This window comes from Amycolatopsis sp. NPDC051758 (assembly GCF_044453095.1).
GTDB lineage: Bacteria > Actinomycetota > Actinomycetes > Mycobacteriales > Pseudonocardiaceae > Amycolatopsis.
On record NZ_JBITCJ010000003.1, the window covers coordinates 41,183 to 54,882 of the forward strand.

13 protein-coding genes are annotated in these 13,700 nt (G+C 72.2%); 4 read left to right on the top strand and 9 right to left on the bottom strand.

Features of this window, described 5'->3' with window-relative positions; genetic code table 11:
* Window positions 1-4: 4 nt before the first annotated feature.
* From ACIA5G_RS15520 to ACIA5G_RS15530, 3 genes are all read right to left on the bottom strand, one after another.
* A complete protein-coding gene (locus ACIA5G_RS15520) occupies window positions 5-1,315 on the bottom strand; it encodes an MFS transporter (RefSeq protein ID WP_395923575.1) in 1,311 nt (436 codons plus the stop codon).
* A 115-nt stretch (window positions 1,316-1,430) separates the two neighbouring features.
* Entirely contained in the window at window positions 1,431-2,651 is a 1,221-nt protein-coding gene (locus ACIA5G_RS15525) for a PucR family transcriptional regulator (RefSeq protein ID WP_395923576.1), read from the bottom strand.
* Window positions 2,652-2,696: 45 nt separating this feature from the next.
* On the bottom strand, window positions 2,697-4,151 hold the full coding sequence (locus ACIA5G_RS15530) for an NAD(P)/FAD-dependent oxidoreductase (RefSeq protein WP_395924895.1): 1,455 nt from the start codon (window positions 4,149-4,151) through the stop codon (window positions 2,697-2,699).
* Window positions 4,152-4,177: 26 nt separating this feature from the next.
* On the opposite strand from ACIA5G_RS15530, the gene ACIA5G_RS15535 reads away from it, so the two are divergent.
* Window positions 4,178-5,404 carry an amidohydrolase family protein gene (locus tag ACIA5G_RS15535; RefSeq protein WP_395923577.1) on the top strand — a complete coding sequence of 409 codons (1,227 nt, stop codon included), beginning with the start codon at window positions 4,178-4,180 and terminating at the stop codon, window positions 5,402-5,404.
* Window positions 5,405-5,419: 15 nt separating this feature from the next.
* Here ACIA5G_RS15535 and ACIA5G_RS15540 read toward each other — a convergent pair whose 3' ends face one another.
* Window positions 5,420-6,082, bottom strand: coding sequence for a hypothetical protein (locus ACIA5G_RS15540; protein ID WP_395923578.1), 663 nt, complete (start codon window positions 6,080-6,082; stop codon window positions 5,420-5,422).
* 217 nt (window positions 6,083-6,299) lie between these two features.
* Here ACIA5G_RS15540 and ACIA5G_RS15545 point away from each other — a divergent pair, with 217 nt between their 5' ends.
* Window positions 6,300-7,178, top strand: coding sequence for an alpha/beta fold hydrolase (locus tag ACIA5G_RS15545; RefSeq protein ID WP_395923579.1), 879 nt, complete (start codon window positions 6,300-6,302; stop codon window positions 7,176-7,178).
* On the opposite strand, the gene ACIA5G_RS15550 is transcribed toward ACIA5G_RS15545, so the two are convergent.
* Both ACIA5G_RS15550 and ACIA5G_RS15555 read right to left on the bottom strand, forming a co-directional pair.
* Window positions 7,171-7,830, bottom strand: a complete 660-nt coding sequence (locus ACIA5G_RS15550; RefSeq protein WP_395923580.1) for a response regulator — start codon at window positions 7,828-7,830, stop codon at window positions 7,171-7,173. The genes ACIA5G_RS15545 and ACIA5G_RS15550 overlap by 8 nt on opposite strands.
* Complete coding sequence (locus tag ACIA5G_RS15555) at window positions 7,827-8,951, bottom strand: sensor histidine kinase (protein ID WP_395923581.1); 1,125 nt, start codon at window positions 8,949-8,951, stop codon at window positions 7,827-7,829. The genes ACIA5G_RS15550 and ACIA5G_RS15555 overlap by 4 nt, the downstream gene beginning before the upstream one ends.
* A gap of 116 nt (window positions 8,952-9,067) precedes the next feature.
* Between ACIA5G_RS15555 and ACIA5G_RS15560 the strand changes: the two genes are divergently transcribed.
* Complete coding sequence (locus ACIA5G_RS15560) at window positions 9,068-10,141, top strand: LacI family DNA-binding transcriptional regulator (protein WP_395923582.1); 1,074 nt, start codon at window positions 9,068-9,070, stop codon at window positions 10,139-10,141.
* 156 nt (window positions 10,142-10,297) lie between these two features.
* Window positions 10,298-11,407, top strand: coding sequence for a DUF5005 domain-containing protein (locus tag ACIA5G_RS15565; protein WP_395923583.1), 1,110 nt, complete (start codon window positions 10,298-10,300; stop codon window positions 11,405-11,407).
* A gap of 27 nt (window positions 11,408-11,434) precedes the next feature.
* On the opposite strand, the gene ACIA5G_RS15570 is transcribed toward ACIA5G_RS15565, so the two are convergent.
* The 3 genes from ACIA5G_RS15570 to ACIA5G_RS15580 are packed head-to-tail and all read right to left on the bottom strand — an operon-like array spanning window position 11,435 to window position 13,601.
* Window positions 11,435-12,055 (bottom strand): DUF5947 family protein, encoded by a 621-nt coding sequence (locus ACIA5G_RS15570; RefSeq protein WP_395923584.1) that lies wholly within the window; start codon window positions 12,053-12,055, stop codon window positions 11,435-11,437.
* On the bottom strand, window positions 12,052-12,585 hold the full coding sequence (locus tag ACIA5G_RS15575; RefSeq protein ID WP_395923585.1) for a NifU family protein: 534 nt from the start codon (window positions 12,583-12,585) through the stop codon (window positions 12,052-12,054). Before ACIA5G_RS15575 ends, ACIA5G_RS15570 begins: the two co-directional genes overlap by 4 nt.
* Window positions 12,582-13,601 carry a hydrogenase expression protein HypE gene (locus ACIA5G_RS15580; protein WP_395923586.1) on the bottom strand — a complete coding sequence of 340 codons (1,020 nt, stop codon included), beginning with the start codon at window positions 13,599-13,601 and terminating at the stop codon, window positions 12,582-12,584. Before ACIA5G_RS15580 ends, ACIA5G_RS15575 begins: the two co-directional genes overlap by 4 nt.
* Window positions 13,602-13,700: the final 99 nt, after the last annotated feature.

The following is a 13,700-nucleotide window of genomic DNA, read 5'->3' on the forward strand; positions in this document are numbered from 1 at the left end:
CCTCCTAAGCGCGCAGGTCGGCGCCCTTGGTCTCCGGAATGCCTTTCAGCAGTACCGGAAGCGCGATCAACGCGACGACGCTCGCGTAGATCGCCGGTGCGATCAAGCTCCCGGTCCGGTTGACCAGCAGCTCGCTCACCAGCGGTGCGGTGCCGCCGAAAATCGCGTACGCCACGTTGTACGGCAACGCCATCCCGCTGAAGCGGACGCCCGTCGGGTACAGCTCCAGCACCGTCAGCGCGCCCATCTGGAGCAGGGCGATGGCCACCACGAACACGAGCAGCGCCACGATCACGGCGAGCAGGCTGCCGGTGCCGATCAGCAGGTACGCGGGCACGACCAGGACGGTCGCCGCCACCGCGCCGAGGCGGATCTGGGTCCGGCGGCCGTGGCGGTCGGCCAGGACGCACAGCCCCAGGGAGACCGGGATCGACACCACGTTCGCCGCGGTGGTCAGCGCCAGCACCGTCGTGGCGCGCATCTCGATCGCTTCGTTCAGGTACGTGGGCAGGTAACCGAGGAGCATGTGCGTCAGCAGCCCCAGCACCGCGAAGTAAGCGAACAGCACCAGCAGCGTCCGCCGGTGGCCGCGCACCAGGTCGCGGAACGGCCGCGCCGGGGCCGCCGCCTGCCGGTTCCGCATCGCCTGGAAGACCGGGCTTTCGTCAACACGCAGGCGCAGCACCAGGCCGACAACCGCGACCAGCCCGGCGAGGACGAACATCCACCGCCAGCCCTCGGTCGCGAACCGGTCGCCGAACGCCGACCGGAAGACCAGCGCGACGGCGGTGGCCCCGACGGCGCCGAGCATCGTGGACGCCCCGACCAGGCCCAGGTACCACGCCCGGCGGTGGTCCGGCGCGTGCTCGACGGTGAACGTCAGGGCACCCGTGTACTCGCCGCCGGCGGAGAACCCCTGCACCAGGCGGCAGACGAGCAGCAGCACCGGAGCGAGGACACCGGCCGACGACCACCCCGGCAGCAGGCCCATCACCGCGGTCGCCGCGCCCATGATGACGATCGACAACCCGAGCGCGACCCGCCGGCCGCGCCGGTCCCCGATCCGCCCGAACACGACCGCGCCCAGCGGCCGCGCGACGAACGCCACCCCGTAGACGGCGAACGTGCCGAGCAGCGCCGCGGCCTGGTTCCCCGGCGGGAAGAACGTCAGGGCGATCACGCCGGCGGTGTAGCCGTACAACGTGAAGTCGAACCACTCCACGAAGTTCCCCACCGACGACGCGAACAGGACCCCGTGCCGCATCTTCGCGGTCCGGACCGGGTCGGACGACATCACCTGCGTCGGCTGGCTCATCAGGCCTCCAGTGGTGGTGCTCGATCAAGTCGTTCGAGTGTGCGGTGGTGGCCCGGCCCCGAACCAGCGGCGGATGTCGTGTCCGGACACCCGCGAGGACGACGTTCGTCGATGCTCAGCGACCCAGCTGGTCGCGGTAGGCCGCGGCGATGACCCGCAGCTTGAGCCCGAGGTGCAGCATGAGCCGGTCGTCACCGGAGTCCAGGCTGCACCCGGTGATCTGCTCGATCCGCTTGAGCCGCTGGTACAACGTGGCGCGGTGGACACGCAGGGCGTCGGCGGTGCGCTGGATGTTGCCGCCGTGGTCGAAGAACCCGGTCAGCGTGGTGAGCAGGACGTCGTGGGTGTCCTCCTGCTCCACCTTCACGAGCGCCGGCACCGACGACGCGTTGAGGAGGTCTTCCGGCGGGAGCTTCAGCAGGAGTTCGTAAGGCCCCAGTTCACCCCAGCGGGCGAGGGTCCCGATGCCGGGCAGCAGCAGGGCGGCGCGGGCGGCCAGCAGCGCCTGCCGGTAGGACGTGACGACGTCGTCGAGGGCCGTCACGGTGCCCCCGAGCCCGAACACCGGCCGGGCCTGCTCGGCACCGAGCCGCCGGAAGCGGGTCGTGATCCGCTCGGCGATCGCCTCGACCTGGGCCCGGGACGGCGGAACCCGCTGCACGAGCAGGATCCACGCGCGTGACCGGTTCGCCGCCATCAGCGCGACGTCGTCGGCGACGGCGCGGACCCCGTCTTCCACCGCCGCCTCGAACGCGACCTCCTGCGGCGCCGCGGTGGCCTGCGAAGCCGGGCATTGCACGGCCAGCACGGTGAACTGGGTGCTCTCGTCGCCGAAGAGCTGTTCGGCACGCAGGTCTTCGATCGCCTGCGCCCGCACCGCCAGGTCACCGGAGACGAGCTCGCGCAGGATGCCTTCCTGACGCGCCTTCGACCGCTCGTGCAGCAGCAGCCGGCGCAGGAGCATCGCCCCGGCGGTCGCGGCCGCCGCCCCGGCGGCCGCCGTCTCGTCCTCGGTGAACACGCCGTCCTGGTCGATCAGCCACAGGTAGCCGAGCAGCATGCCGTTGCAGCGCACCGGCGCGCACAGCCGCGGCATCGCGCCCGCGACGTCGACGACACCGGGCGTGACCCAGCGGCTGATGCCCTGGGCCAGGATGTGGTCGACGATCTCCGGTTCGACCGCCCGGTTCATGACCGAGCTGACGCGGAGGGCGTCCTCGTCACCGAAGTGGCGGCTGGCGGCGAGCAGGCGGATGGCCGGGTCGTCGATCGCGACCGACCGCTGGAGGCGCTCGGCGAGTTCGTCCACGATGGACTGGAGATCGCGGTCGGACACGGCGCCCCTTCCCCTCGGCGGCTGCCGTCCACGGTAGCCCGCCGCTCAGCCCAGCACGGTCCCGGAGCTGCCCGTGTTGCGGTCGCGTTTGCGGGAGAACGCGCCGAGGTCGATCTCCAGGCCGGTGTGGACCCCTTTGTAGCGGACGGGATCGGCGTCGTGGTCGGCCCCCGACTCGACCCGGTCGACCAGCGTCGCCATCAGCCGGCCGACGACGGGCGCGTTCTTGAACTGGTTGCCGCTGGTGCCCATCGCGACGTAGAACCCCGGCAGCTCGGTGCGGTCGTAGATCGGCGTCCAGTCGTCGGCGGCGTCGTACACGCCGACGACCCCCCGGGCCCGGTTCGGCACCCGCAGCCCGGGCAGCCGCCGCGCCGCCCGGGTGACCTGGGCTTCGAACACCGCCATGGTCGGGTGGGGCCGGGCGTCGTCGGGGTCGTCGAGCCAGTGCAGCGGGTCGCACGCCGGTTCGGTGCCGCCGATGAGCAGGCCGCCGCCGACCTCGCCGCGGAAGTAGGTGCCGAGGTCCATGTCGGCCACGACCGGGCCGACCCCACCGGGCGGGTGGTACCCCTCGGGCGCGAGCACGTGGGCGACCTCCTGGCGCAGCGGCCGCACGCCGATGGTGAAGTCCGACCCGACTCCGGCCAGCTTGTTGAGCTGGCCCGACCAGGGCCCGGCGGCGTTGACCACCACGGGCGCGGCGATCTTCGTGCCGTCCGCCAGCAGGACGGCGCTCACCCGCCCGGCGCGGGACTCCACCCCGGACACCGTGGCGCGGAACCGGAACCCCGTGCCCTCCTTCGCGGCCGCGGCCGCCAGGTTCCGCGCGGCGAGCTGGGGGTCGGTGACGTACCCGGCATCGGGGGTGTAGACACCACCGAGTGTCTCCGTGGCGTCGGCCCAGAAGGCGTCGTCGTCCACCCGCTTGGGCGGCCAGAAGCGGCCGGCGTTGATGCCGGGAACACGGTCGAGCAGGGTCTCGCTGTCCCATTCCTGGTAGGGCACGCCGACTTCGTCGAACAGCGGCAGCCAGCCGGCCCTCGGCGCGGCGGCCACGTCGAGCATCACCAGGCCGCTGCGTTCGAACCGGGCCAGGTCGCCGACGTCGTGGCCGAGGTGCTCGCCCCACGCCGACCAGCAGAACTGCGACTCCCAGGCGGCGGCGACACCCGAGAGGGTGGAGAAGTTGTAGCGCACCACGGCACTCGACGCGCTCGTCGAGCCCTGCCCGGCGCCGCTCGCGCGGTCCACCACCACGACCCGGCGGCCCGCCCTGGCCAGTTCGAGCGCGATCGCCGATCCGATCACGCCGGCGCCGACCACCACGACGTCCGCGCTGACTTCCGAGCTCATCGGCTTCGTCCTCCCTGTGTTCCCGCGTCCCAGTGTGCGGAGCCGGGCGCCCGCCGTCGCCCGACAGCTGTCGCGATCCGGGCTTGCCCCGGACGACGGATGTCCATTGGCGCCGGCGACCCGCCCGGACGACAGTGGGCGCAGTCACCCACGCACGGACGGAGTAGTTCATGTGGCTCACCGGAGCGACCGTCATCAACGGCACCGGCGCGGATCCGGTCCCCGGCCAGGCCGTCCTCGTCGAGGACGGCCGCATCGCGGCATTGGGCGGCACGCCGCCGGCCGGCGCGGACGTCGTGGACCTCACCGGCCTGTACCTCACCCCGGGGCTCATCGACGCGCACGTCCACCTGGGACTGTCCAGTGATCTGGACAAGCTGAGCACGTCCCGGCAGCTGTCCGTCGCGGAGATCGCCGCCGACATGTTCGCCAACTGCCGCCGGACCCTGGAGTCGGGCTTCACGACCGTCCGGGACACCGGCGGGGTGGACGACGGCATCGCCCGGGTGGTCGCGGACGGCCGGATCCCCGGCCCGCGCATCCTCCACTGCGGCCCCATCCTGGCCCAGACCGGCGGGCACGGTTACCTCGGCGCGGAGTGGGATTCGGCCGAGGACTGGGACGCCCGCCAGGTCCCCGGCCTGTTCGCGCTGTCCCTGCTCTCCGACGGCCCGGACGCCGTGCGGCGCAACGCCCGCGAGGCGTTCCGCCGCGGCGCGGGCTTCCTCAAGATGTGCGTCACCGGCGGGGTCGTGTCCCGCCACGACAAGCTCTCCGACACACAGTTCACCCACGACGAGATCGCGACGGCCGTGGCCGAAGCGCGGGCCCGCGGCACGTACGTGACGGTCCACGCGCACAACAACGAAGGCCTGCGCACGGCGATCGACGCGGGCGCGGAGTGCGTGGAACACGGTTCGGCGGTCGACGCGGAGATGGCCGCGCTGATGGCCGAAAAAGGGGTCGCGCTGGTGCCCACGCTGGCGGTGGCGCACGCCCTGCTCAAGGACTCGACCGCGGCCGGGCTGCCCGCGCACATCGGCGAACGGGTCGGCCACGCCATCGACGGCCAGGCCGACGCCATCCGCGCCGCCCGCGCGGCCGGGGTGCTCATCGGCTCGGGCTCGGACTACGTCGGGCCGAACCAGGACCATCGCGGCCACGAGCTGGTGCTGCGCAGCGAGATCGAGTCGCCGATGCAGGCGCTGGTCTCGGCGACCCGGGACAACGCGCGTGTCCTGCGGATCGGCGACGAAGTCGGCACGATCGAGCCCGGCAAGCTCGCCGACCTGGCCGTGTTCGGCAGCGATCCCCTCGCGAACCCGCTCGTGTTCGACGATCCCCAGCAGGTCAAGGTCGTGCTCCAGCGCGGCCGCGTCGTGAAGGACGTCCGATGACCGGCTGACCCCCGATCAAGAAGTGATGGTGTCGATCAGCCGGTTGAACCGGAGCCTCGAGGCGCGTTCGACAGCGGCGAGGGCCCCGGCGACGCCCATGGTGATCTTCGCCCATGTGGGCAGCCGGACCGGCGAGGTGAACGTGCCGACGTGCTCGGCGACGACCGGAATCCGGGTGAGGGCCTCGATGCCGTGGAGGAGGCTGACGACGAGCGCGGTCAGGAGGACGACGAGGGACACGAAGCCGACAACGGCGCTGGTACGGGGAAATCGGTACCCGAACCGCTCCCGCAGTCCTTCTTGCGAACGTCGGTCGGGGCGCAGCGCGAGTTCGCTGCCGTCGTCCGACACGAAGCGCATGCGCTTCAGCCCGAACGCACTGGTGGCCACTTCGATGACACCGCCGGGCACCGGAAACACCGCCGGAAGATTGGACCGGTGGACCTGAACACCGTCCCGGTACAGCGCGGCCGGGCTCTTTCCCACCGCCTTTTCGTGCTGCTTCCGGCTTTTCGCCTCCGCGAGGTGCCGGACGTCGACCGCGTACACGTGGTCCGCGAGATCGAGGTAGAAGAGGGACCGGGAAAAGAGCTGCCAGCGGCGATATTCGGGAAGTGTGCTCCCGTCGCCGGCTCTGACTTTGCCGAGCCGCAAGCGCCGCGCGAGGTTCTTGACCATGCCCTTGATTCCAGTCGTTCGCCCGCCCGGCCACCAGTGGGATCACGTCATGACGTCACCATGACATTCCTCGGGCGCGGCCTATGACGCAGTGTCATGTCACCCGTGCGAGCTACCCGGAGGTGTCCACCGAACGGTGACGCCGCGAGGGCTCCGGATCCGTAGCTTTCACCGCGTAAGCCTTTCCTCGTAATGCGTTTTGCACCAGGAGCTCATCATGACCCGTAGGACCTCCGCGGCGCTCGCCCTGTGCTGCGCCGTGGCCGGAGTGGCGCTGGCCGGCTGCGACGAAGCCCCGGAAGCGGACTCGGCTCCGCCGGCGAGCACTTCCTTCACCGGGCCGGAAAAGATCAAGGTCGGCGACCGTTCGGTGAACGTGTCCTGCTCGGGAGAGCCGGTTGACGGACGTCCGGTGGTCGTGCTGCTCCACGGGGGCGGCGACGGGCTGGACAAGCTGGCGGGCATCCAGAAGACCCTCGCGGAAAAGGACCGGGTCTGCTCCTACGACCGGCTCGGCGCGGGCGCCAGTGACCAGCCCGATGGGCCGCAGACCTTCGAAACCACCGGGAAGGTGCTGACCGCGGTGGTCGACCGGGTCGCCGGGGACAAGCCGGTCGTGCTGGCCGGGCATTCCCTGGGCGGGCTGATCGCCGCCCGGTACACCCCCGACCACCAGGACCGGGTCAAGGGTCTCGTCCTGATGGACGCCACCTCGCCCACCCAGACCGCCGACCTCCGGGCGGGGATACCGGATTCCGCCACCGGCACGGCGGCCGAACTGCGGGCGCAGACCCTGGCCGTCCTGCAGGGGGACGGCCCGGAGAAGCTGACGGCTCCCGACGGCGCCGTCCGGCCCGCCGGGGACATCCCGGTCGAGGTGATCCAGCACGGAAAGCCTTACCTCGCCGCCCTTCCCGAGTACGGGCCGGCCCTGGAGCAGGCCTGGGCCGAAGGCCAGAAGAAGTGGCTCGCGATCTCCGGCCACAGCACGCTGACCACCGCGACCGGCAGCGAGCACTACATCTACGTCGACCAGCCCGAGCTCGCCGTGCAGGCGATCCGGCGCGTCGTCCTGCAGGCCACGGCGGTCAGGTGACCAGGCCGTGGCGGAAGGCGTAGATGACCGCTTGGACACGATCGCGGAGCCCGAGCTTCGTGAGCATGCGTGACACGAAGGTCTTGACGGTCTCCGGGCTGATCATCAGGGTCGCGGCGATCTCGCTGTTGGAGAAGCCGTCCGCGATGAGCCGGAGGACCTCGAGCTCCCTCGGGGTCAGCGTGATGTCGCCCGCGTCGTCGTCGACGGGCCGGATCCGGGCGGCGTACTTGCCCACGAGCTGGCGCGTCACCTCGGGATCCAGCAGCGCCGCGCCCGCCGCCACGGTCCGGATCCCGTCCAGCAGCCGGTCCGGCGGCGCGTCCTTGAGCAGGAACCCGCTGGCCCCGGCGCGCAGGGCCCGGTAGACGTACTCGTCGAGGTTGAACGTGGTCACCACGAGCACCTTGCCGGGCTGGGACACCCCGGCTCCGGCCAGCAGCCGGGTGGCTTCGATGCCGTCGAGCACCGGCATGCGCACGTCCATCACCACGACGTCCGGGCGCAGGCGGGCGGCGAGGTCGACCGCGGCCCGCCCGTCCCCGCATTCGCCCGCCACCTCGAGGTCGGGCTGGGCGCCGATGATCGTCACCAGCCCGGTGCGGACCAGCATCTGGTCGTCGCAGACCAGCACCCGGATCGGCGCGGTCACGACGGGCTCCCCGCGGGAATGCGGGCCCGCACGGAGAACCCGCCGCCGGCTCTCCCGCCCGCGCTGAACTCGCCGCCCAGGACGTCGACCCGCTCGCGCAGACCGGCGAGGCCCCGGCCGCTCCCGCCGAGCGACCCGGGGTGCGGGCCGGGACCGTCGGTGCTGACTTCCACGGTGATCTCCCGGGCGCCGTGGCGCACCTCCACCGAAGTCCGGCTGCCGTGGGCGTGCTTGAGGGCGTTCGTCAGCCCTTCCTGGACCACCCGGTAGGCAACGGGACCGGCGGGCGACACGACGGGCGTGCCCTCCTCGACGAACTCCACCGGTTGCCCGGCCCGGCGGGTGTGCTCCACGAGGGTGCGCAGCCCCTCGGCGGTGCCGTGGTCCGGGTCGAGCACGTCGAGCAGCCGGCGCAGATCGCTGACGGCCAGCCGCCCGGTGCCGGCGATGGCGGCCAAGCTCTGGTCGAGCCGCTCCGGCGCGGCGGTCAGGTAACGGGCCGCCTCGGCCTGCATGACCATCGCCGTCACGTGGTGCGTCACGACGTCGTGGAGCTCGCCGGCGAGGCGAGCGCGTTCGGCCGCGCGGGTGTCTTCGGCGACCCGGCGACGACGTTCGGCCTCCGCGGCCCGGGTCGAACGCAGCCACGTCCCGATCCCCCACGCCAGCACCAGCGCGAGGTAGAACGTCACGTAGCCGTCCAGTGGTTCGTCCCCGCCGAGCAGGGCGAACGCGGTCGCCAGCACCACGTATGCCACGGAGAACACGAGTGCGACGGTGCGGCGGCGCCGTTCCAGCAGCAGCCCCACGGTCAGCAGCGCGAGGGGCAACGCCGTGCCCGCGAACGAGTGGTAACCACGAAGCTGGTCGAGCGCGAAGCCGAGCGACACCAGCACAAAACCGGTGAGCGGCCACCGCCGGCACACCGTGAGGGGCGCGCACTGGAGGGCGACCGCCACGATGGCCAGCGCGTCGTAGGGCCGGGCCGGCATCCCGCCGAACTGCGTCCCGTGACTCTGCAACGCAGGCAGCAGAGACCCGGCGAAGAGCACCAGCGCGACCAAGGGGTACCAGACCACGCCGGCGCGCCACAGCTTCGAGTCCCGCGGAAGGATGACCACGCGGGGAAGCTTATTCCGGGCGCGCGGGCGGCGGCACCGAGCTGGGGCTCACCGGCGTCCGCACGGTGAATCCTGTTGCCCGACAAAGGCTCCGGAGCTGAGGTAGGGTGCCCGCCGTGACGCGAGCCTCGGATGCGGAGCGGCCGGCGGCCGGCCGGCGTGGACCGGCGCCCACCGGGCGGCCGACCATGCGCGACGTCGCGTCGGCCGCGTCGGTGAGCGTCAAGACGGTCTCGCGGGTCGTGCACAACTACCCGTTCATCAGCGACGACGTGCGCGGCCGTGTCCAGGCCGAGATCCGCCGGCTCGGGTTCCGGCCCAACAGCAACGCGGTGGGCCTGCGCCGGACCGACCGGCCCGCCGGCGGCATCGGCGTGCTCGCCGCGGACCTGGCCGACCCGTTCTACGCGGGGATGCTCAGCGCGATCGAACAGGTCTGCACGGCGCGGTCGTTCACCACCCTCGTCGCCGGCTCCGACGAGGACCCGGCGCGCGAACGCGGACTGCTCGGCACGTTCGTCGAGCGCCGCCTCGACGGGCTCATCGTGGTGTCGGCCGACCGCCGCCACGACCACCTGCGCCCGGAGCTGGACGTCGGCACGCGCATGGTGTTCGCCGACCGCCCGCCGCAGCGGCTGCCGGTGGACTGCGTGCTGGCCGCGCACGCCGAGGGCGCCGGGCAAGCCGTGGCGCACCTGCTCGGGCAGGGGCACCGCGCGATCGCCTACGTCGGCCACTCCCCCGTGATCCACACGGCGCGAGAGCGGCTGCGCGGGTTCCGCGCCGCACTGGCCGAGGCGGGTCTCGAGCCGCACGCGGTCCGCACCGACGCGGTCGACGCCGCAGCCGCCCACCGGGCGGCGGCCGAGCTGCTGGCCGCACCCGACGCCCCGACGGCGTTGTTCGCCGACAACCCGCGGCTCGTCGGCGGCGTCGCCCGGGCCATCGCCGAGTCCGGCGCACCACGAACGGCGTTGGTGGCCTTCGACGACTCGGAGCTGGCCCAGGTGCTGGGCGTCACGGTGGTCGCTCAGGACCCCCGTGAGCTGGGAAAACGGGCGGCGGAGCTGCTGTTCGCCCGCCTCGACGGCGACCGTTCCCGCCCGCGGCGGGTGGTCCTGCCGACCACGCTCGTCCCGCGCGGGTCGGGCGAAGGCCGAGGTGTCGCGCTGCGCCCGGCCGAGCACTGAGCCGACGCCCCAACCGAACCCGCAGCCGGTTCGGAAACCCGCACCGGACTACGGTTCTGTCCGGTCCTGGCCATTGACAACGCTGACAACGCCGACCGAGACTGAGCCGCGTTGCCAACGTTGTCAATCAGCACCAGGACACCTGAGGAGCGACCCGTGAAGTTCCGCCGCACCCTGGCACTGTCCGCCGCCGTCACCGCGTCCCTCGCCATCGCCGGACCCGCCGCCGCGACCGACCGTCCACTTCGGATTCTCAGTGCCACCGCCGACACCGCGCTGACCCAGCGCTGGCAGGACTTCGGCCGCCGCCCCGGGGTGAACTGGGCCGCGGCCGACGGCACCTATTCGACGCGGCTGCCGTCCGGATTGGACGTCTGGCTGTTCAACGACACCTTCTTCGGGCCCGTGCGCGCCGACGACAGCCTGCCGGAGTCGTCGCCGTTCACGCACAACTCGGCGGTACTGTCCACACCGGACGCGAAACACCTGCTCACCACGATCGCGCCCGGCCCGCCCGCGCACCCGAAGTCCTTGGTGGGCCCGACGCCGAACAGCCCGGGTGAGCCGAACGACTACTGGTACTGGAACGGCGACGGCATCGTCGACGGCGGGAAGCTGCGCGTGATCGAGTTCGAGCAGGCGCCGACCGACGACCCGCCGCCGTTCAACTTCGCCTGGACGAAGACGAAGCTCGCGACGCTCGACCCAGACACGTTCCGCCTGGAGAAGCTCACCGACGTCGCTTCGGCCGGCAACGTCCAGTGGGGCACCGAACTGATGCGCGACGGCGCGTGGACCTACATCTACGGCGTCGAAGGCGAGGGCTTCACGAAGTACCTGCACGTCGCCCGCGCGCCGATCGGCCGGCTCGACGGGCCGTGGCAGTTCCGGACCGCGGCCGGCTGGTCGGCCGACCCGGCGGCCTCGGCACGGCTGCTCGGCAACGTCGGCAGCTCGTTCGGCGTCACGCCGATCGGCGGTGAGTACCTGCTCACGACGTTCGGTTCGGGCCTGGAGAGCACCATCCACGCCTACCACGCGACCAGCCCGGTCGGGCCGTTCACCGGCGGCGAGACGATCTACACCGCGCCCGAGGCCGGGAACGGGCGCTACACCTACAACGTCGCGGCGCACCCCGAGATCAGCCGGCCCGGGGAGCTCGTCATCTCCTACAACACCAACAGCGAGAAGCTGGCCGACCTCTACGCGAACATCGACAACAACCGCCCCCGGTTCGTCGACCTCGAGCTCTCCCGACGCCGGTAGGGCCCGGTTCGTCACGGCCCGAGCGGTCTACCGCGGTTCCAGGACCAGCGGCCGCGCCCGCTGCCCGATCTCGGCGAACAGGGCGTCGACCTGGGCCCGCATCTCGCACCCGCCGTCGCGGCCCGTCCAGTACCGGCGGACCGCGCCGGCCAGCCGGTAGCACATGTCGACGGGCACGAGGAAGCAGTCCGTGCCGCGCTCGGTCCCGCGGAACAGGATCGCCTCGACGTCCGGCTCGGCCGCGGCCAGCAGCGGGTGGTCCGCGGTGAGCTCCGCCCACAGGCCCCGGGGCAGGACGGCCTCGGCGGCGCCGGCCGGCCCCGGCTGGAACGCGGTGACGCGGGTTCCGCGACGCAGGAAGAAGGCGAACCCCGCCGGGAGGCGCCGCCAGTCGAGGCAGGCGACCGGCCGCCGCGGATCCCACAGGTAGCGCTCCGGCACCGCGCGGTACCGCGCCTCCCCCGGCGTGTGCTCGGTGAACAGCAGGAAGCACGCCCGGCACGCGCACAGCAGGCCACGGCCACCGGTGTCGGCCACGTGACAGTGCCGCGAGGCGACCGGCGTCGCACACAGCTCACACTGCCGCGGCCGGGCGGAGCGCCGGTCCCGCCCGGGGGCCGCGTACTCGAATCCGGTGTGGACACTCACGAGGCTCTCCCTTCCCGTGCGGCGCCGGGTGGTGGTCCCATGCCGATCTGGTACAGCGTGGTGACGGCCTCGGGCACGATCTCGACACCCCCGATTTCCGGGGCCGCGTCCCGGACCGCGGTTTCGACCAGCTCCCTGGCCACCACCGCCGCGGACGAGCACCCCGCGGACGCGCCGAGCCGCACCCGCGCCACCGCGCCGTCGGAACCCAGGTACTCGACCGCGCCGCTCACGTGCGGGCGGACCCGGTCCAGCGCCTGCCCGATCCGGGCGTCGACGTCGAGGGGGTGCAGGCCGTGGAGCAGGAGCAGGCCCGCGACGTCGTCGTCGGCGGCGATCGAGCCGACCAGCGCCGGGGCGTTTTCGCGCAGGAGGGCGACGATGCGGGTCAGGCCGTCGCCGTACAGGTCCGTCAGCTGCCGGACGAGCTCTTCGGCGGTTCGCCGGTTCGCGCCGGTCAGCAGGAGGGACAGAAGTGTCTCGAGGCGTTCACCCCGGGCTTTCGCGGACGTGGCCGGCGGCGTGGTCACCGGTCTCCCCCCGCCCGGATCTCCCGCAGGATGCGGATGGCCGAGCCGGACACGCTGCTCGCCGGCGTCGGCACGCCGACGCCGACCGGGTCCTCCATGAAGGGCATGAACTTGTCCGGGAAGCCCGGCATGGTGCACCCGATGCAGATGCCGCCGACGTTCGGGCAGCCACCCACCCCGTTGATCCAGCCCCGCTTGGGGACGTTGCACTTGACGACCTGGCCCCAGCACCCCAGTTTGACCAGGCATTGCGGGGAGTCGTGCCGGTCGGCGAACTCGTCCTGTTCGTAGTACCCGGCCCGGTCGCAGCCTTCGTGGACGGTGGCCCCGAACAGCCACTTCGGCCGCAGCGCCTCGTCGACGTCGATCTCGGGCGCCCGGCCCGCCACCTGGAAGAGCAGGTGCAGGATGGTTTCCGAGAGGTTGTCCGGCTGGACCGGGCAGCCCGGCACGCACACGATGGGCAGCCCGGCCCACGACCGCCAGTCCCGGCCGAGGTATTCGGGCACGCCCATGGCGCCGGTGGGGTTGCCGGCCATCGCGTGCACGCCGCCGTAACTGGCGCAGGTGCCGACGGCCAGGATCGCCATCGCCCGCGGCGCCAGCCGGTCGAGCCACTCGCTGGCCGTGATGGGCTGACCGGTCTCGGGGTCGGTGCCGAACCCGCTCCAGTACCCCTCGGCCTTGTTCGTCTCGTCGGCGATGGAACCCTCGACGATCAGGATGAACGGGTCGAGCTCCCCGCGGTGCGCCTGGTGCCACCACTCCATGAAACTGTCCCGGCCACCGTCGGGCCCGCACGAATAGTCGAGGAAAGGCCAGTGCATGGCGACCTCGGGCAGCCCGGGAAGCCCGCCGAGAACGATCTCTTCGATACTGGGCTGGGTGGCGGCGGTCAGCGCCACCGATTCACCGTCACAGCTGAGGCCACCATTCATCCATAAAATATGGACAGTCGGTGGGTAATTCTCGGTGTCCTCAGCCGGGCCGTTGCCGGTCTGCCTGGCCGTGACCATCGATGGCACCTTCCCTGCGGCCGCGGGCCGCGTTTCCGCTTCGCACGCGGGCGATCCCCCTGCGTGCCCGGCCCGAAGGACGCCCACCGTAGACCTGTC